Source organism: Streptomyces sp. CB01201 (genome assembly GCF_002803085.1).
GTDB classification, from domain to species: Bacteria; Actinomycetota; Actinomycetes; order Streptomycetales; family Streptomycetaceae; genus Streptomyces; species Streptomyces hundungensis.
Genome location: NZ_NNBJ01000007.1, coordinates 187222 through 206783, shown reverse-complemented (window position 1 = coordinate 206783; position 19562 = coordinate 187222). Strand labels below are relative to the sequence as shown.

Sequence of the window (19562 nt, the reverse complement as noted above, 5' to 3'; positions counted from 1 at the left end):
TCAGTCGCTCCTTCGATGGTCGGCGGAGGACGCCGACCTCAGTACGGCGTGGCCGTAGGACCCGGACGCCGACATGGCGTTGACCAGTGCACGCAGCGGGGCACCGGAGGCGACCGGTTCCCAGGCGCGGGGCGCGCCGTCGATGATGTCGAGCCGAGCGTCCTCCCAGTCGGCGAGCGGGGTGCGCCGGCCCGCCAGTACGGTGGGCACGAGCGCGCGGTGCCGCATCTGGAGCAGTGCCTTGGTCAGCTGGGAGAGCCCGGAAGCGGCCTCCAGGTGGCCGATGTTGGGCTTGACGGTGCCCACGACGAGCGGGGACGGGCCGCCCGAGGGGGCCTGGTCCCCCCGCCGCGCCGGGCGCAGCGCCCGTAGCAGGGCCTCGACCTCGGCGGCGTCGGCGAGTGTCGCCCCGGACGCGGCGCACTCCGCGTACCCGATGTCGCGGCCGGCGATGCCGTGCCGTCGCAGCATGTGCTCCAGGGAGCGGGTCAGCGCGTCGACCGCCGGGGTACCGAAGCGTCCCGCGCCGCCGGCCGACCCGACGCCGGTCGCCTCGATGACGCCGTGCAGCACGTCGCGGTCCCCGACCGCGGCGCGCAGCGGGCGCAGCAGCAGGGCGCCCGCACCCTCGCCTGGCGACCAGCCGGTGCTCTCCTCGGCGAAGGCGCCGGGGCCCGGGAGGGTGACGGCGAGGCCGAGGTCCGTCAGGAGCGCCAGGTGGTAAGGGTGTGCCACGACGTTGACCCCGCTCACCACGGCGGCGTCGCAGTCGCCGCGCTGCAGGCTCTGCACCGCGAGGTGCAGGGCCGTCAGCGAGGACGAGCAGGCCGTGTCGACGGCGACGGCCGGTCCCTCGAAGCCGAAGCAGTGGGCGATACGGGCGGGGATGTCCGAAGCGGCGCCGGACAGTTCGGCAGGCGCGCCGGAGCGCCGGCGGTCCTCGCCGGCCTGCCGGTGGTCGTGCCACATCACCGCGGTGAAGACGCCGACCCGGGGGGCGGAGCGGCGCAGCGACGCCGGAGTGTGTCCCGCGTCCTCCAGGCACTGCCACACCACCGGTAGCAGCAGCCGCAGTTGGGGGTCGAGCAGGTCGGCCTCGCGCGGTGAGATGCGGAACAACAGGCTGTCGAAGGGTTCGTCGCCGGTCAGGTATCCGCCGTGGGGGAAGTCGTGCGGGGAGGTCCCGGACGAAGGGCCGTCCGGCCCGGTGACGGCGCGGAACGCGGCGGCCCGCGCGGCGGGCAGCGCTCGCAGCGCGCTGCGGCCCTGGCGCAGGACCTCCCAGAGGGCGTCGAGGTCACGTGCGCCGGGATAGGTCCCCGCCATCCCGGTGACCGCGACCTCCGCCGTCAGCGGTTCGGGAGCGGCAGCGCGGACGAGAGCGGGCGCGGCCGTCGAGGCGGGGGCGATGCGACGGGCGACGGGGCCGGCCAGGAAGGAGTGCAGCAGCCGCTGCCCCGGGTGCAGCCGGAACTGCTCGCGCACCGAAGCGAAGGCCAGGGCGCCGACCGGACAGAGCCCGACGGCCGAGTCCTGCTGCTCGCTCATGAGCAGCTGCGCCATGTACCCCGCCTCCAGCGCGAGGTACAGCTCCGACTCGGGCCCGTACAGGGGCTCGATGCCCCTCGGCTCGGAGATCAGGAAGACCTCGAACGCCGCCCGGTCGTACACCGGCCTGTTGTACTGGAAGTGCGCGGTGCGGTCGATGCCGCCGCCGTCCCCGATCAGTTGCAGCGCGTGCTCACCCGGCCGGTAGTAGTAGACGCCCTCGGGTACACCGGCCACGCCGTGCGCCTTGACGTGCAGGTAGACCTGCACCGCGTAGGTGTCACCGGCGGAGGCGTACAGCCTGCTGGGCTTGTGTCCTTCGGGCCGTTGCCGCAGGGTCGCGAGGAACCGGCAGAAGTCGGCGTGGGCGACCGGTCCTCCGTCGAAGTCGCGCCGGGTGGCGCGCTCCTCGAACCTCTCGGGGGGCAGTTGTTCGCCCCTCAGCCGCAGTATCGGCTCATGGTCGCTCTGCGGGCGCAGGTGCCGGGCCGCGGACTTGAACTCCGTGCGGGCCTGCGGCGAGAAGAACTCGACGCTGTCCGCCGGGTCGTCCGCCGGCCGTTCGTCCGCCGGACCGGGCACGACGGCGGGCGCCGTGGGGGCAGCCGGGGCGGCGGCCGCCTCGGTGGTCCCTGTGCCGCCGGCGCTTCGGCCCGTCAGGTGCCGCACCATGCTCGCGACGGTCGGCTCGGCCAGGAGCGCCGACACCGGGACCCGGCGCCCGTAGCGCTCGCGCAGCGTGGACGAGAGCTGGGCCAGGGTGAAGGAGGTGGCGCCCTGGTCCCACAGGTCCAGGGTCGGGTCGACCTCCGGTATGTCGATCAGGCCCGCCAGCAGGGAGACCAGTTCGGTCTGGAGCGCGTCGGCGGACGGCAGGACGTACTTCCCCGCGCCCTTCACCGCGCCTGCGCCCGTTTCCGTGTCGCGACGCAGGACCGGTTCGGGTACCGCCTCGGGTTGGGGCACCGTGGCGGGCTCCGGCTCGGGCAGCGCCTCCCGCGGCGCCGGCAACGGCCAGGGCAGGGCCTCGCGGTCCAGCTTTCCGTTGGCGGTCGCCGGGAAGGACGGCAGGAAGGCCGCGAAGTTGGGCACCATGTAGTCCGGCAGCGTCTCCGCGGCGAACCGGCGCAGGTCGCCGACGGCCGGTACGAACTGCCCCGGCTCGGCCAGCAGGTAGGCCACCACCCGGCGGCCCCCGGCACCGTCCGGCCGCGCCACCACCACGGCCTCCCGCACGGCGGGATGCGCCCGCAGCCGGTGCTCGATCTCGCCGAGTTCGACCCGGAAGCCCCGGATCTTGACCTGCTGGTCGAGCCGCCCGAGGAAGATCATGACCCCGTCGGGCCGGAACGCGGCCCGGTCCCCGGTGCGGTACATCCGCTCACCGGAACCGCCGTGGAACGGGTCGGGCATGAAGTGCTTCGCGGTCAACTCGGGTCGGCCGAGGTAGCCCAGGCTCACGCAGTCACCGGCGATGTACAGGTCGCCCTCGGTGCCGACGGGGCACGGCTCCCCCCGCTCGTCGAGGATGTAGTAGCGGGCGTTGTCGATGGGCCTGCCGTAGGGGATGCTGCGCCACCGCGGGTCGATCTCGCCGACGGGGAACCAGTTGGACCATACGGTGGCCTCCGTGGCGCCGCCGAGATTGACGACGTCCGCCCGGTCGAAGACCTCACGCAGTGCGCCGGGCAGCGACAGCGGCGTGTAGTCACCGCTGAGGAAGACCAGCCGCAGATCGTGCCTGCCGGGGTGCTCCCGGTACTGGGCGAGCAGCGGGGCGAGTTGGGCCAGCGTCGTCGGCGCGGAGTTCCAGAAGGTGACGGGTTCGCGCAGCAGCACCTCGGTGAGGAGATCCGGGTCGAGTTGCTCCGTCTCGTCGGCGATGTAGAGACCGGCGCCGGTGCCGAGCAGGCCGAGGATGTCGAACACCGACAGGTCGAAACCGAGCGAGGTGACGCACAGGCCGGTGTCACCGGGCCCGAAACCGAAGGTCCGCTCGCACCAGTTGAACAGGTTGTGCAGCGACCGGTGGGCGACCGAGACGCACTTGGGCCTGCCGGTACTGCCGGAGGTGAAGATGCGGTACGCGGTGGAGTCGGGGCCGGTGACCGGCTCCGCGTCCCCCGGGTCGGGCACGTCCGCGCCGCTGACGTCGTCCGACTCCACGTCGAGCACGCCGATGCCGGGCGGGAGCGCCCACGCCGGCGCGCCGGGGGTGGTCAGGACGGTCCGTACCGCGGTGTCCTCCAGCATCCCGGCCGCGCGCTCCGCGGGCAGGGAGGGGTCAACGGGTATGTAGACGCCACCCGCCTTGAGCACGCCGAGGACCGACACGGCCATCGCGGGCCCGCGGCGCACGGAGATGGCGACGGGCGTCTCGGCGGTGCTCCCGCGGCGCCGCAGTGCCCCGGCGACCAGGTTGGCCCGCCGGTTCAGCTCGCCGTAACTCATCGTCCCGCCACGCCAGCGCAGCGCCACGGCGTCGGGGCGGAGCGCCGCCTGCTTCTCGAACCGCAGGTGGACGGGCCCTTCGGCGGGGTACGGCACGGCGGTGTCGTTCCACTCGTACAGCACCCGGTGCCGCTCGCCGCCCGGCTCGGAGCGGTCCGCGGGGCGTTCCCGCGGCTGGCCGTCCGTCTCCTCGGTGAGCTCGCGGAGCGTGTCGAGGAACCGAGCGAAGGCGGCGTCGAGCACACCGTCGGGAAAGCGGTCGGCCACCGCATCCCATGCCACGTGCAGGGTCTCGCCGTCGTCGACGGTGACGCAGTCCAGCGCCACGTCGGGGGTGGCAGTGCCCCAGGCCGCCATGGCCGTGCCGCGCGGCAGCGGGTGGCCGGAGACGTCCAGGACACTGGTGAAAACCACCGGGTGCGCGAAGGGTTCGGCGCGGCGGCGACGCAGCACCAGCCGGCGCATCTCGGCGAGACCGGCAGCCGCGTCGGCGGCGGCGTCCGCCGCCAGGATCAGGCCGTAGGCGTGGGCCGCGTCCCGCAGCGTGGTGCCGGGGTCGGCGGACCGCACCCAGCTCAGTGCGGTGAGTTCGGCGGGGCGCCGGGAGTCGTCGCTTTCCCGCCAGCACACCACGGGCACCGTGAACGGTTCGTCCCACTCGGCGGCGAGCGCCGCGCAGTAGGCGGCCAGGAGCACCGTGTCCAGCTCCACGCCGTGCCGTCCCGCCCACCGCAGCAGCGCGGCCCGATCGGTCAGTTGGGCTGTGCGCCGTACCGGGTCGTGCGCCCCGGGCGTGCCCTCCGGCAGCCGGGGACCCGACGGCAGGTCCGCGAGCCGGGCATGCCATTGCTCCCGGCCGGATACCTCCGCGGGCGCCTTGTCCGAGGACGGTGGGGCGGTGGCCGGGGCGGTGCCGGGGATCTCGGCGGACGGGTCCGCGTACCGCCTCAGCAGTTCGCTGGCCAGCAGGACGATGCTGCGCGCGTCCGCCACCAGCAGGTCCACCGCCAGGTGCACGGTCGCACGGCCCGCCGCGCGGCGGACGACCCGCAGATCGGCATGGGATCCGCGGCCGAGGGGGAAGGGGCGGTGCGTCATGTCGTGGCGCACCGCGCGTTCCACGGCCTCCGCCTCGACGTCCGCGCGGTCCGCGAGGTCCACCACCGGTATCCACTGGTCGGCGGGGGCGTCGGGCAGCACCCGCAGGTGCCCGTCGTCGCAGACGCGGGTCCGCAGGATGTCGTGCTCGCGCACCATGCGCAGCCATGCCGCCTGCAGCCGGCCCGGGTCGAACCCCGTCACCGTGAAGCTCTGGTGGAACTGACAGCCCCGCGAACGGTCGCCGGCGACGCGTGGCACGTAATACGCCTGCTGGAGTCCGTTCAGCGGCCGGACGTCGACCACCGACACCGGCTCGGCGGCCTCGCACACCCCTTGCAACGCCTGGCAGAACCGGCTAAACAGTGCGTCGACCGTACCCGTCGGGAAGAGGGCGTCCGCGGTGTCCCAGCGGACTTCGAGCCCCCCGGCGCGCAACCGCACCTGGTGGTCCAGGGCGACCCCCGAGGTCTGGCCGACCGCGTAGCGCTCGTGGTCCGCCATGCTCCCGGCGTCCGCGCCCTCCACCGCGATGTCGAGCAGGCTGGTGAAGACCACGGGCAGCCGGGGCACGTCCGTGCCCTGGCCCCGTAGCTCGCGCAGCACCTCGACACCGCTGACCGAGCTGTGCGACAGGGCCTCCCACACCTGCTGGTGGAGCGTGCCCACCGCATCCCGGGACGTCCGGGCGCCCGGCTCATCGTCGACGACGAGCACGCAACTGGAGGTGTAGGGGCCGATGAGCCGCTCGGCCTCGCGCGGCAGCCGCGTCCGGTCGGTGGTCGTCAGCACGAGGGAGTAGGGACCCGCGGGCGCGGCGCCGCTCAGTACGTCGGTGAAGACCGAGAGCAGCAGCGTGGTCGGTGAGACGCCCAGTTCGGTGGCCCGGCGCCGCAGAGCCCGCCACTGCGGCGGTGCCAGCCGGGCGAGCCGGGAGCGGCGCAGGTGGCAGTCGAGGTCCGCCGGCGGCTCGGGGGGCTCGGACAGCAGCAGGTCGGGGCCGCCGGGCAGCTCCTTGAGTCGCTCCGTCCAGTACGCCAGGTCCGCGCGGTGACCGGCGGTGTCACGGCGCCGGGCGAGTAACAGGACGCTGTCACGGAGCGAGAAGGGTGCGAGGGGCAGCTCGTGCTCGTCGTTCTCGTACGCCGCCCACCAGTGCCGCAGCAGCAGCTCGGTGCCGTGCGCGTCGGTCACTCCCCCGTCGATGCCGAAGTGCACCACCGCCCGACCCGACGGCGACCTGCGGGTGATCTCGACGGTGAACGGGGGCCATTCGCCCGGCGGGTGGCGGTGGTGCGACATCCGGCCGCGGACGTCCGCGGCCGTGGCCGCCCAGTCGTCGGGGCCGACGGTCTCGTGCACCACGAACTCTGGTGCACGGGCCGTCTCCAGCACCCGCTGGGAGCGTCCCACCCCGGTCAGTCTGAGGGCGTCGAAGTGGGCCACCACGCGCTGCCAGGCGCTGCTCAGGCGCGCCACGTCGAGGTCGTCGAACTCGAACTCGTGGTAGTGGTGGCACCCGATCGCGTCGGGGTCGAGTTCGGCGTACTTGCCGACGACGTACGCCTCTTGGAGCGGGGTGGCGGGGAACGGCTCGTGCCGCCGCTCCGGTTCCGTCGGCACGCCGGGCGGGGCGGCCGCATCGCCGGTGCCGGGACGGCCGCCGGCCTCGTCGATCCAGGCCGCCAGGTCGCCCACGGTCCGGCACTCCAGCAGCCGGGGCAGCGGCACCTCGACACCGAATTCGGCGTCTGCCTCCAGGACCAGCCGGACAGCGGCGAGGGAGGACAGACCGGCGTCGGAGAGCACCGTGTCGACGGTGAGCCCGCCGCTCTCGGGCAACAGGCGGCGCAGGATGCCCACCAGCCGCCCGCAGGTGCTGTCAGCCTGCTGCGGCACGGTGGTTGTTACAGGCTTCATCGGTCCCCCAGGTGAAGGATCCGGCTCGCTCCGAGCCGGATCGACGTGCGGATTCACCACTTCCAGCGGCCGAGCTCCGGATGGGGTGCGTCGAGCATCGGTGAGTCGTCCTCCAGGGACACCTTCCTGGTGAACCCGGCGGCTTTCTCGATCTGGGCCGCGAAGGCGGTACGGAACCGCTCGTCGTTCGGCAGGCCCACGGCGTCCGCGGACGCGAGCATCCGCTGGACGAAGCGCTCGCTCTGCTCCTCGGTGATGCGCATGCCCAGATGGGCCTTCATCAGGCTGAGGAAGCCGCCGAGTTCGTCGCTGTAGCGCGAGGGCCCGCCGAGCATCTCGCAGAAGAAAGCGGCCAGATGCTCGGCGTGATCCGGCGATCCGGCGAGGAACAGCGGTCCCACCAAGGGGTCCTGCTGTATCGAGGTGTGGAAATGCTCGGCGAAACGTAGCAGCGCCTGCTCGCCGCCGACATGTTCGTACATGGTGGTCATACGTCAGCCCCCTCCTGTACACCGCGCTCCGGCAGCCGGACGCTACCGGGGGCCGGGAGACAGGGGCTGCTCAAACTTGTGCACCGGTCACCGAACGGGGTTCCCGCGCACGGACCGGCGCGCACGGCAGATTCCGTGCGCCCGTGAGCCACGCGTGGTTAGCTGAGGTCGACCGCTGCATCACGAACGGGAGGGCGACCATGGGCGACACCGTCAGCCGACGAGTGCTCAACCGGACCGCGCTGGAGCGGCAGATGCTGCTGCGCCGCGACGAGCGGTCGGTGGCGGAGGCGGTGGAGCAACTGGTGGCCATGCAGGCGCAGACCCCCAACGCCCCTTACATCGGCCTGTGGAGCCGGCTGAAGGACTTCCGCAAGGAGTCGCTCAACGCCCTCATGGAGGACCGTGAGGTGGTCCGCGCGAGCATGCTGCGTGCCACCCTCCAGGTGGTCACCGCCCAGGACTACCTCCGGCTCCGGCCCGCGCTGCAGCCCGCGCTGTCGAAGGCGATGCGCGGCTTCATGGGCAAGCGCGCCGCCGACCTCGACCTCGACGCGCTGGCGGTCCAGGCACGTGACCTGCTCGCCGAACGCCCCTACGGGTACACGGAGCTGGGCGAGGCGCTGCTTGAGGACCACTCCGACCGCGACGCGTCGGCGCTGGCCTACATCACGTTGCGCTGCCATCTGCCCGTGGTCCAGAAGCCGCCCGGTGGGACCTGGGGTTCGGGCTCCAGCGCCACGTACGTGAACGCGGCCGAGTGGCTCGGCTCCGACCCCGACGGCGACGACGCACCCGACGCGCTGGTCCTGCGCCACCTGGCGGCCTTCGGCCCGGGCACGGCCAAGGACGTCCAGACCTGGTCGGGACTGACGGGTCTGGCCTCGGTGTTCAAGCGCATCCGTCCGCAGCTGCGGGTCCTGCGCGCGGAGGACGGCACGGAGTTGTTCGACCTCGAGGACGCGCAACTCGCCGACGGCGACGCCCCCGCCGAACCGCGCTTCCTCCCCGAGTGGGACAACCTCCTGCTGTCCCACGGCGACCGCACCCGGATCATCTCCGACGAGGACCGCCCGAAGGTCTTCCGGCCGGGCGCCCGGGTGCTCCCCACCGTCCTGGTCGACGGCTTCGTCCAGGGCGTCTGGAAGATCAAGCGCGAGCGCTCGAAGGCCCGTCTCACGGTGGAGTTGTTCGGCAAGACCCCCAAGCGGGAGCGGGACGCGATCGCCCGCGAGGGTGAGCGGCTGGTGGCCTTCGCCGCCGAGGGCGACGAGGCGACGGTCGACGTCGTGGTGGGCGACTGACCCCGGCGGTGCGCGGCGCGGCTGACGACGAGTTCCGCGACGACGACCGGTACCCCCGAGGTGTCCGCCGGAGCGCGGCGTGCCATGGCGAGCAGACGGAGGTAATCGCCGGTCCGGAGGCCGGGAGCGGCGGCAGATCCTGAGTGGTTGCCGCGGGACGTAACTCTCGATGTGGTCGATCACCGCCGATACGGCATGCCGGTACGCGTGGCTCGACCGGCGGACCTGGGACAGCAGCATGCCCCCCTGGATCGCGGCCAGCAGCGCGGTGGCCAGTGCCGTGACGTCGGCGCGCCCGCTCAGATCGCCGCGAGCCTGCATGCGGGCGAGCCCGGACCTGATGGGGGCCTCCCAGCGATCGCAGGCCGCGGCGAGGTCGGTGCGGGCCAGGGGGTCGGTCTCGGCGAGTTCGCTGACGAGCGAGCCGATCTCGCAGCCGCCGACCCACCCCGTGGCGTCCTGCCGGTCCGCCGCCCCGGCGCACCAGGCCCGCAGCGCTTCGATGCTGTCCAGGTTGTCCAGCAGGGGACGCTGCTGATCGAGCTTGGTGTCCGTCTGGAAGTCGACGACCGCCAGGACCAAGCCCTGTTTGTCGCCGAAGTAGTAGTAGATCTGCAACGCGCTGACCCCGGCGGCCGACTGGACGTCCGGGATGCTCGTACCCCCGACGCCCCGGTGGAACATCAGCTCCGCGGCCGCCTCGATGATGCGTTCACGGGTCTTCCGGCCGGGTTTGGTGAGTCGGCGTCCCTCCGGCCCTGTGATGAACCGTTCCGGGTTGATCGAGGCTCGATCTTTTGGAAGCCGCTTCCTCTCGCGCGATCGCCTCCGCCTCCGCCTCCAGCCGGGCGCGCCCAAGCGCCAGCCGATCATACGCAAGGGCCGTCCACCACACCGTCCCGTTCGCACTCGTACGCGGATGCACACCGCCGTCGAGAATCCACCCGATTACGTCGCCCAGGGAACACTCGATGTGCGTCCACTTCGCCTTCGCCTTCAGCGTGCGCGGCCTCCAGTCGTGGCGGGCCACACCGTGGAACACCGTCCAGGCGTCGCCCCGGTCCTTCGGTGTGCGTGCCAGCAGCGACGGCACGGTGCGCTGCCAGGGCTGGGCGCGCAGGGAGATCCAGCACACGGCAAATCCGTCTCGCACATAGTGGTCCGTGCAGCTGCGCGTCATCCGCCGTCATCGGCGACGGCTGCGCCTCCAAAGCCAGAACCTGCCGCCCCAGCTGGTCATAGACCATGACATCAGCGCGCCAGTCCCGGGCCCGGCTGCCGACCTCCAGCTCTGCACGCCACCCCGCAGCGCGCGCCGCCATTGCCAGCTCCAGCTCCAGCTCCAGCTCCAGCAGGTGATGCTCCGGTGACTCGTTCGCCAACTGGCAATCGTGCGGGCGCTCCTGGTGGTAGAAGTGCCCGACGTAGTGCTGCGAGCGCCGCGCGAAGACCCGGCCTTGGCACTCCGGGCACGTCAGCTCCACGCCTTTGACGCGGTGGATGTCCGACCAAGCGCGGCCACAGCCGAGATCGTCCAGGGACGCGTCCAGCCGGCCGCACTGCGGATGTACGGCTGTGTACCCCATCGTCACCCCCTGGCCGCCTCTCTTCCAGGGGCAGCCTCCCTGGCCGAGCCGAGGTCCTGCGTGGAATCGAGAGGTCGGCCAAAACTTGCCCCCGCCGACCGTCCATTGCCGGATGCGTCGGGGCAGAGCAGGACAACAGCTGGTGGACCGGGGACGGCAACGGGCATCGGGGAACATGCTGGGTGGCTCTGTCAGTGGTCAGTCATAGACTCCGCTGATACGCGGGAATGCGAACGAGCCTTCGCCGGGGCCCCCAGCGGCGCCACGGCAGCACACCGGCCACGGATATACAGGGGGATGAGGCTGTGCCTTCCAGTGCCGCCCTAACTGACCAGCGAGATCAGTGGATAGAGAAGATCTGTACGGGTCTGGCAGCCACCGCCGACGACCAACCGGCTCTGGACGCGGCGCGGCTCGCCGTCGACCCGAGAAATCTGAACCTACTGCGCGCGCTTCTCATCCTGCGGATCGCCATCCTGGACTCGCAAGGGTTGTCGACAACGCAGGTCATTGAACTTCTCGCCCAGCACCCGGACTTCAGTGACCCCAGGCCGGATGAAGATCAGCTCGCCAGCTTGGTCGAGAGAGTGCGCCGGCGTATGGAGTACGACGGGCTCACGGGTTCCGTGCTGCTCTTCGGCCTCGGCCTGCGCGCTCAGGATCCAGAAGGCACGTATGACCTGCTTCTTGGTCAGTGGGCCCGCCAGCGCTGTCGCACAGCGTCCCCCGCTCAGGTAGCCAACGAGCTGCGACGGCATTGGGGTGTTGAGACCCCTGATCGCGCCTCTGCCTTGATGCCTAGCTCTCTCACGCCTCTTGAGACATGCTCCGGCACGATCTGGACCAGACTGGAAGCCGAGCCGGATAGGCGGGTTCGCACCGCTGTCGCTATGGCCCACAACGAGCGAGGCCACGAAGCTCGGAGTCCATGGTCGGAGCGGTTCCCCGCCGCCTCCGCGGCAGGCCACCTCTGGACACTCGGTACGGAGTCGGCCGGCTGCCTCGCCGCCAGAGACTGGCTTGTCGAGGCAACTCGCCACCCCCAGCTGGAACGTGCCCTGCAACCGGTCATGACCTCCGCCTTGGCTGTGGTCGACGAGTACCTCGACACGCTGACGAAGGCGATCGAGTGCCTCAGCAGCAGTGAACGTGCAGTACTGCGAAGCGGCACTCAGCAGGAGCGCTTCCGGGACGCCTGCATCCGAACCTTTCTGAACCACTCACTCGATCTCCGAGGTCCCGGACGCGGAGGTTCCTTCCTCTTCGATGTACAAACGGCGCACGGCACCTGCGGGCCGCTGCCTCGGTGGAGCATCATCGTGCGCACCCCGCAGGAGACCGAGGCTGCCCAGGCCGCAGTCAGCGAGGGGGTGCTACCCCTCGGCTTCGAGCGAGATCCCGAGCACTCGAGCCGACTTCTGCTGGTCTGCCGCAAGCCCAGGACTGAGTCCCAGGGCATGTGCGCCCGGTTCGCCTTCGACATGGACAACTCGGCCCACGCCTGCGAGTTGCTTCTCCTGGCACAGCGGGCCGGCGTCCCCATCGACCTCTACGCGCATGCCGTCAACGAGTACGACGAAATCGAGTCCACGCCCCTGGGCGCTCTGTACGTCCCCATCGGTCAGGAATTGGCGAACCTGATAAGGGAAGTCGCCATCGACGGGCTGAACCGGACACTGCCAGGTGCCCGTGACCGCAACTACGACGTAGACGACGAGATCGAAGCTCTGGCAGGGGCCCTGCAGCGACTGCCCCGTTCACACGTCGAGCACCTATGCCGAGGACGCGACATCGTTGCTTGGTCCCAACGCGGCCTCGAAGGTGGGTTCACGCCCCTCTCAGCCGATCCACCAGTCGCGTTGGCCGCCTTCGCCACCGGCACGAAGAAACGTCAGAAACCCAGCGGCACAGGCAAAACGCAGCCCCGAACACCTCTGCCTCCTCCTTTGACAACGGGGTTCGTGTACATCCAGCGGAACCCGGCCTTCCCGCACATGCTCAAGATCGGCTACACCGACCAGCTCTCGGAAGACCGGGCAAAGGAGCTGTCGGGGACGTCAGTCCCGTTCCCCTTCGACGTTCTCCACAGGGCACACACGTCCAGGCCCAAAGACGTGGAACGGGCTGTCCACCGCCTCCTCACCGCCCAACGGGTCGCTGGAGATCGGGAGTTCTTCCAAGTCTCCTTGGAGACAGCCGTTGAGGCGATTCGGCGATGCCAGGAGGAAGTAACCGGCCTCACCAGCTGGGCGCCGGTCCCTGCCATTCATCGACTGCGCGACAATGATCGCGTCGTCCTCCCGCTGAGGGCCGGGCAGGTGTTTGCGCTCACGGCATATCCGAGTCTGCTCAGTTCGTCGGCAGAGATGCTCGATATCTGGCAGGTTCACGCGGACGGCGACGTACTGGAGATCGTTTCCACGCGCCACCCAGGGCACGTGGCCGGGATCAGTGACAGTGATCCCGGCGCCCTCGAAGACCCGGTGCCGTTCCTCAACAGAGACAGCACCGCGCGGAACGGCATGATCCACGGCAGGGAACGTCTGGTTGCCGGAGACCGGCTTGTGTGGCTCTCGGACGCGGAGGGACCAGCGGACGCTCGGGGTGCCGTGTTCGAAGTGAGTTCCTTCTGCCAGGTCACGTATCGGACGTCGACTCCGAGACGGGGCCCATTGGGCATCCCGCTCTTGCTGAATGACGTTGACCGCACTCTCCCCGACACGATGACGGCACTGGTCAGGGAGGTTCGCTCCCTTAAGGCACCTCGCTCTTGGGCTCCCCGGAATCCCCAAGAGGAGGACGGCTGGGCAACGGCGGCCACAGATCCTCAGCCGGCCGAGTTCTGGCTTCCCCAACTCGCACAGCGCAAGGGCCGCCGTCAGGGGCGGGCACGTTGACTCAACGCCCCCACTCGCCGACGCCAGTTGGTACCTCTTCCGGCTTCGTTCGCCCGGGCAGTACGAGGCCCCCTCACTCGAGAGTGAGGGGGCGCGAACCGTTCTCCTACTTGGCCTTCGCGTATGCCTCACGGACCGCTGCCGGCACCCGGCCACGGTCGCTGATCACATGGCCGTTCTCCTTGGCCCAGGCCCTGATTGCCGACGAGTCGCCCTTGCTCTCGGCACTCGGTCCAGGCTTGCCCTTCGCCTTCGCAGCTCCTCGGATCCTGCGGGCGCCGTCCGCGTGAAGATACGGATTGAGGAGGGCGAGGAGCTTCTCGTAATTCTCATCGGTGAGGTCAATCTCAACCCCAGCTCCGTCGATGAGAATGCTGTGTGTGGAAATCTCGGTCGATTCCTCACCGGTGAGATCATCCACGTATGTCGTAATTACCTTCTGGGCCATACGGCTGACTATAGACCCGATCCGGCAAGCAGCCACCCAAAGATGGTGCGCCCGTCATCTTGAGTGACCGATGCTCGCCAGTCCTGCATCCCGCGTGAATTGCGGACATGAATCTGCGCCTTCAAGCAGCCTGCGTTGAGTGGGCGGGCGCGGGTCGTTGTCCTCGCAGGCGCACCCGTGAGACCACCGTCCAACGTCAGCGCGAGACCGATGAGCCAGGCCCGCTAGGTGGGGTCCAATCATGGGCGGGGAGGGTTTCGGCCAGGGTGGAGAAGTAGCGCTGGTCACGCCAGGTGTCGCGGTTGCCGATCACGAAGAGGCGGCGCTTGGCGCGGCTGACGGCGACGTTGAGGAGGTTGGGCCGGGAGGCAGCCCACGTGCGGGCTCCCGGGCGGCGGGGGTCGCTGCCGAGGACGAGGATGACGACGTCGGCTTCTTTCCCCTGGGTGGTGTGGATGGTGCCGACCCGGTTGTCGGGCAGCAGGCCGCGGCAGGCCTTCTCGGCGCCGCGGACGACATTCCGGAACGGGCTGATGACGTAGACGTCCTGGGTGAGGTCGACGCCGCCTTCGTCGCGGAGCTTTTCCAGTACCCGGCGCAAGGCGCGTCCTTCTTCGGGGATCCAGTGCCCGTCGGCCTCGGTTGCCACGACGTTCACCCAGCAGCTGCGGGGCTGGTAGCGGTATTCGTCGCGGCCGAGGGTGCCGTAGACCATGAGGTGGTCGTAGGCGATGGCGTTGCTGACAGTGAACATGGGGTCGTCGCAGCGGCGGTGGACCCGCAGCGGCGAGCCGACCCAGACTTCCTGGCTGCCGTCGGGAAGCTCGGCCGGGAGCAGGGTGCCGTAGCGGTTGGTGCGGTCGGCGAGCTGCTGGGTGGAGGTACGGCTGGGCGCCCATTGTTCGTCGACACCGAACTCGGCGCCCAGGGCGCGTTGGGCGGTCCAGGGCAGCACGATGACGGGCTCGAGCTGGAGCGGGTCGCCGACGACCACGGTGCGGGCCAAGCGCCACATACCGCCCACGGCCTGCTGGGCGCTGGCCTGTCCGGCCTCGTCGATGAACAGCCAGCCGAGCGCCTCTTGCCCGAGCCGGCCGAAGACGCGGTCCAGGGATGCGAAGGTGGTGGAGACGACCGGCACGAGCAGGAACAGGCTCTGCCAGGCGGCCTGCAGGGCCTTCACCGGAACGGTCTTGGGGATGTTGCCGGTGACGGCATCCATGGCGCCCATGAGGTTGGCGTACATGGTGCGCGCCGTACAGCGTAGGAACGCCTCATGCAGGGCCAGAGCGGCCAGGAACAGTTCGCTACGGGCGTGGGCGATCACCTCATCGCCCCAGGGCGCGGCGAGTTCACGCTGTGCGTCGTCGACCAGCCAGGTGTCCTTGGGGACGTGCCCTTCCCACCGGGATTCCGCTGCCGCCACAAGGTCCTGGAGCGCGGCCAGGCGCTCCCCGGCCGCCGTCTGGGCCTGGGCGCAGGTGAGGCGCTGGTGCTCTGCCTGGGCGAGCAGGTGTTGTGTGGTACTCAGCGCGGTGCGCGCGAGGTTGCGGGTGTCGCGGGCCGCATCGGCGTCCGTGAGGAGTTGTTGGTCGCGGGCGTGCCAGTCGCGTCCGGCACGACCCAGGGTGCTCAGGCTGACGATGAACCCGGGGCGTCGTTGAGCATGCGCTTCGTGTAGCCGTTGCGCTTCGGCCAGGTCCGCTTCGGCCCGCACGAGGGCCTGTTCACCACCAGGGTGCCCGCGCTGTGCCTGCCGGACCTGTTCTTCAGCGTGTGCGACTGCCTGCTCCGTTTCGCGGAGGTGGGCCCGGGCTGCGGGTAGGCCGGCGAGGGCGGCCGCCGAGGCCGCGCGCTCCTCGCGCAGCCGCTCCACGTCGGCCAGGGCGGTGTGGAAGCGTTCCTTGGCGTCGCGCCATACGCCGGTGTGCGGCTGGCGTGCCCACTCGCGCAGGAGCTGGGAGACCCCTGTATCGCTGTCGATCCACGCATCGCGCCGGCGCGGCGGGCGGCGCCCTGGCGGTGGGGGCGGCGCGTTCTCGTCGCTCGCCTTGTACTTGCCGTGCCAGAGCCGGTTGACGAACTCCATGCGGTTCTTCTTGTTGCCCAGACGGGCCGCGACCGCGCCCCAGGCCGGAGTGCCCTTGAGTAGGCGGGTGGCCTGCTCGCTGAAGTAGTCGGCCTCTTCACGCCAGTGCTCGCCCAGGGCGTCGCGGGCGGGGATCTCGGTGGAGATGTTCTCCACCGCCCCGTTGTTGGCGGAGGCGACCACCATCTCGAACCCGGTCAATTCCGGGCGCAACGCGGTGACCGTGCGGGTGTAATCGCCGCTCTTCCAGGTGTACGGCTTGCCATCGGTGAAGGCCTGCGAGGGCATCCGCAGCGCAGCTAGACGCCGGGCCCGTTCGACGATCACTGCAGCGAAGCAGTCGCGCAGCATGGTGGTCTTGCCCGTGCCAGGCGGGCCGTTGACCGCGAACAGGCCGCTCGCACCGCCCAGGTCCCGCCAGATCGTGTTCACCGCGAACTGCTGGCTCAACGCGAGCGGGTGCTTCGCGTTCGCCGGCCAGCGCCCCAACGGCGCGTTTTCGGGCGCGACTTGATCGAGAGCTGCTTGGGGATGCTGGCGCAGGTCGGTGCGCCATGCGGTGTTCACCTGCTCATCCGGGGTCAGGTACGCGGCCAGACCTGCTCCCGGCTCCGTTGTGCGCAGTGCGTCGGCGACCCGTCCCAGGTCGGCGGCGATGAAGCTGTTCAGGAAGTCCTGCTGATCAGCCCCGTCTGCCTGCTTCTGGCGCACCATGACACTGCGGACCCGCACCTCGCCCGGCCGCAGCGCCTCCTGGACACCCCACGCGGCACTGACCTCCGCCACGAACTCCAGCAGGTCCTTGGCGCCGAGAGCCCGAAGCCCGATCTTGTCCTCGTCGTCTTCGGGGTTGTCGTCGTCCTCGTCGAGCAGATCGTCCTCACGTTCCTCGGACACGTCGGTCGCCAGGACGTCGCCAAGTTCTGCCGCGCGGGCCAGCCAGACCGCCTCGTCCTCCTCGAAGCCCTCCAGCCATCCCCTGCGGCCGGGCCCCGGGGCCAGGGCTCGGCCGGTGGCCCAGGCGCACGTGGACAGCACCGGAGAGTCGAGCAGAAGCCGGCCCTCGTCGTTGACCGTGAGGGCGAACAAGGCAGTCTCGCCGTCCATTCGCCCGTCGTGGTCCTCTTCGCTCTCGCCGAAGACTGCCAGCAGCGCGTCGCGCACCGCGCGCAGTGCATAAGCCCCGCCGTAGACCACGTGCTGCCACACGAATCCTGGCTCCAGGGCTACGGATCGCAGCGGGTGGCTGTCCTGCCACGGCAGTGGATCGTCCTGAGACACCGCGTACACGCGCTCCCTAACCGACACCGCGGGGATCTTCTGCGGACTGAACAGCTCCACCGCACGCCAGTACCCCACGACCCCGGCCCGCCGCTGCTGCTCATCCACCACAACGCCCCCAACCCACAGTGCCGACTCACCCGTACCCTACGGACCTCCCGCGCCTGCCAGACGCCGCGGGTGCGCCGCGGCCCCAGCCCAGCAGGTGGGAAGACATTCACGATTGTCGATGATGTCGGACTGGCAGTGGACGAGACGGTCCTGCAGCGCAAGTTCGGCACGCCAGATCAGCTCGGTCGCGCGTTCGACAGACGTCTCGAACAAGTTGATACGAAGTCTGGATCCGTCCGTGGGCGAACTGCTTGAGTGCGCTTCATTCCCGCCCTGAAAGGTCCTGGAGGTCCTACAGCGAATCAGCCGTCTGCAGCAACGAACCCGGGGTTACAGCGCCACCCCGTGAATCTGGACGCGTGCCCGATGCCGGTTGACAGGCAGCGCCCCGCCGGCCACGCCCGCTGTCGGTCGAGCCGGGCGATGGCGAGATCGATGCGCGCCGGCGTTCATGCACTCCACGGAGCGTCTACGGGAAACGGCGACGAGGCCGCCTGCCGGTGGGCGGCCGTCCGCCATGCCGACGACCACATCCACGTCATCGCCACGCTGGTCCGCGAGGACGGCCGCCGTCCCAGGCTGCACAACGAAGCCCGCCGCGCCCAGGCCGAGGCCCGCCGTATCGAAGCCGACTACGGCCTTCACCGGGTCACGCCGGGCGACGGGATCGCCTCTAAACGCCCCACCAGCGCCGAACGCCACAAAGCCGAACGCCAGGGTCGGGCACGCGCCCCGCGTGAGGAGCTGCGCGAGACCGTTCGCGGCGCCGGCGACGGCGCCGCCTCCACGGACGAGTTCCTCGACCGCCTCAAGAACGCCGGGCTACTCGTCCGCACGAGGGTGCTGCCCTCCGGCGATCTGCAGGGCTACAAGGTGGCCCTGCCCGACGACCGCAACAAGGACAACGAGCCCACCTTCTACTCCGGCTCCAGACTCGCACCCGATCTGTCCCTGCCCCGCATCCAGGAACGCTTCACCACCGCCCCTACCCCGCCGGAGATCGCTGGCAGCGAGCAGCCGGAACGCCCCGCCCGGCCATCGGTACCCGCCGCAGCACGACGCGCCACCGCCCACGCTGCCCGGCATGCCCTGCTCGTCCTCGACCACGGCGCCGACGATGGCGTGGCGGCCGCCCAGATCTCCGCGACCGGTGAGGTCCTCGACGCGCTCGCCAAGACCTCCGCCCTCGATACCCGCAGCGAACTGCGTCAAGCGGCCTGGGAGTTCGAGCGTGCCTCACGCTCGCACACCCGCGCCGAGTTCCGCCACGCGCAGGACCTGCGCCGCGCGGCCCGCGACCTCGTCCACGGCGGGCCGGCTCCGGGCCGGGGCGAGGACGGGGCCGGCACCGCGATGGTCCTGGACATGCTGGTCTTCCTCGCCACCGCGGCCGCCAACTGGCACGCCCAGCGACAGCACGCCCAGCAAGCCGAAGCCGCCCGCCGGACCGCCGCACACCTACGCGCCGCCTACCAGCACGCCGCAGGCGAACCCCTCACAGTGCTGCGCGAGCGTGGCCGCCGTATCGCCCCGTCCCTGCTGCGCCGCCACGCCACCACTCTGCGCGCCGTCCTGCCCGAACTCGCCGAGACCATCTTGGCCGAGCCCGGCTGGAACGCCCTGGTCGCCACCCTCACCGACGCCGAAACCGCCGGACAGGATGCACGAGCATTGCTCGTCGAGGCCACCGCCCGCCGCGAGCTCGACTCCGCCGAATCCGCCGGCGAGGTCCTCATCTGGCGCCTGCGACGCACCGCGGACCTCCCCGGATACGCCCCGGCACCAGGAGCTCTGCGGGATCAGCGACCCGGCCATCAGCGGGCGACCACGCGACAGGTACCAGCAGCATCGGCCCCGGCCATGCCACGGCTATTCGGAGACGCCAGCGCGTTCAACGGGTGAACGGGAGGACCATCCACCCGTTGAACGCCCCGGCGCTCACTCGTTGAACGCGCCTCGGCAACGATCACCGCGAGCTGCGACATCGCCCCATCGGCCCGCGCCCTCGCTCCGGGCGGCGAACCCGTCAGCTCATTGAGGCCCGCCGTACCGATGCTGATATCCCAAGCGCAAGCACGCACTGCAGGGCAGCCGTCGTACGACCCCTTAGGCCAGAGCGACCCTCAGTCGTTCCCCGAGGGAACACCCCGGCCGTTGCCTGAGGGAACGGCCGGGGTGTTCCGATACGGAACGAGCCCTGCCCGCAATCAGGGAAGCCAGCCCCTTGGCCGCCAGCGACGTCACCACGCCCAAAGCGCGCCCGCCAGAGCCCTCCCCGTTGCCGATCAGCCCCGGCCGGCAACCATCGGGGTGAGCAGCTCCAGCGGCTCATCCCAGC

The 19562-nt window shown here is 70.6% G+C and carries 9 protein-coding genes and 1 pseudogene; 4 read left to right on the top strand and 6 right to left on the bottom strand.

The window, feature by feature from the left end:
• A complete protein-coding gene (locus tag CG740_RS16845) occupies positions 1-7017 on the bottom strand; it encodes a non-ribosomal peptide synthetase (protein WP_100575955.1) in 7017 nt (2338 codons plus the stop codon).
• Between the two features lie 53 nt (positions 7018-7070).
• Positions 7071-7508: a group II truncated hemoglobin gene (locus tag CG740_RS16840; RefSeq protein ID WP_100575954.1), complete on the bottom strand. Its 438-nt coding sequence runs from the start codon at positions 7506-7508 to the stop codon at positions 7071-7073.
• A 200-nt stretch (positions 7509-7708) separates the two neighbouring features.
• On the opposite strand from CG740_RS16840, the gene CG740_RS16835 reads away from it, so the two are divergent.
• Positions 7709-8812, top strand: a complete 1104-nt coding sequence (locus CG740_RS16835; protein WP_100575953.1) for a winged helix DNA-binding domain-containing protein — start codon at positions 7709-7711, stop codon at positions 8810-8812.
• Between the two features lie 195 nt (positions 8813-9007).
• On the opposite strand, the pseudogene CG740_RS40965 reads toward CG740_RS16835, so the two are convergent.
• Positions 9008-9517 (bottom strand): annotated as a pseudogene (locus CG740_RS40965) (TetR/AcrR family transcriptional regulator); the annotation flags it as partial.
• Between the two features lie 7 nt (positions 9518-9524).
• Positions 9525-9947 carry a hypothetical protein gene (locus CG740_RS40960; RefSeq protein WP_234376300.1) on the bottom strand — a complete coding sequence of 141 codons (423 nt, stop codon included), beginning with the start codon at positions 9945-9947 and terminating at the stop codon, positions 9525-9527.
• 28 nt (positions 9948-9975) lie between these two features.
• Between CG740_RS40960 and CG740_RS16820 the strand changes: the two genes are divergently transcribed.
• On the top strand, positions 9976-10182 hold the full coding sequence (locus CG740_RS16820; RefSeq protein ID WP_100575951.1) for a hypothetical protein: 207 nt from the start codon (positions 9976-9978) through the stop codon (positions 10180-10182).
• 521 nt (positions 10183-10703) lie between these two features.
• The gene (locus tag CG740_RS16815) at positions 10704-13295 is read left to right on the top strand and encodes a GIY-YIG nuclease family protein (RefSeq protein ID WP_199846478.1); all 2592 of its coding nucleotides are present in this window, start codon (positions 10704-10706) and stop codon (positions 13293-13295) included.
• A gap of 106 nt (positions 13296-13401) precedes the next feature.
• Here CG740_RS16815 and CG740_RS16810 read toward each other — a convergent pair whose 3' ends face one another.
• Together CG740_RS16810 and CG740_RS16805 are read right to left on the bottom strand one after the other, a co-directional pair.
• Positions 13402-13743, bottom strand: coding sequence for a histone-like nucleoid-structuring protein Lsr2 (locus CG740_RS16810; protein WP_100575949.1), 342 nt, complete (start codon positions 13741-13743; stop codon positions 13402-13404).
• A gap of 196 nt (positions 13744-13939) precedes the next feature.
• The gene (locus CG740_RS16805) at positions 13940-17221 is read right to left on the bottom strand and encodes a DEAD/DEAH box helicase (RefSeq protein ID WP_159030310.1); all 3282 of its coding nucleotides are present in this window, start codon (positions 17219-17221) and stop codon (positions 13940-13942) included.
• A 438-nt stretch (positions 17222-17659) separates the two neighbouring features.
• Here CG740_RS16805 and CG740_RS16800 point away from each other — a divergent pair, with 438 nt between their 5' ends.
• Positions 17660-19126, top strand: coding sequence for a mobilization protein (locus tag CG740_RS16800; protein WP_199846477.1), 1467 nt, complete (start codon positions 17660-17662; stop codon positions 19124-19126).
• Positions 19127-19562: the final 436 nt, after the last annotated feature.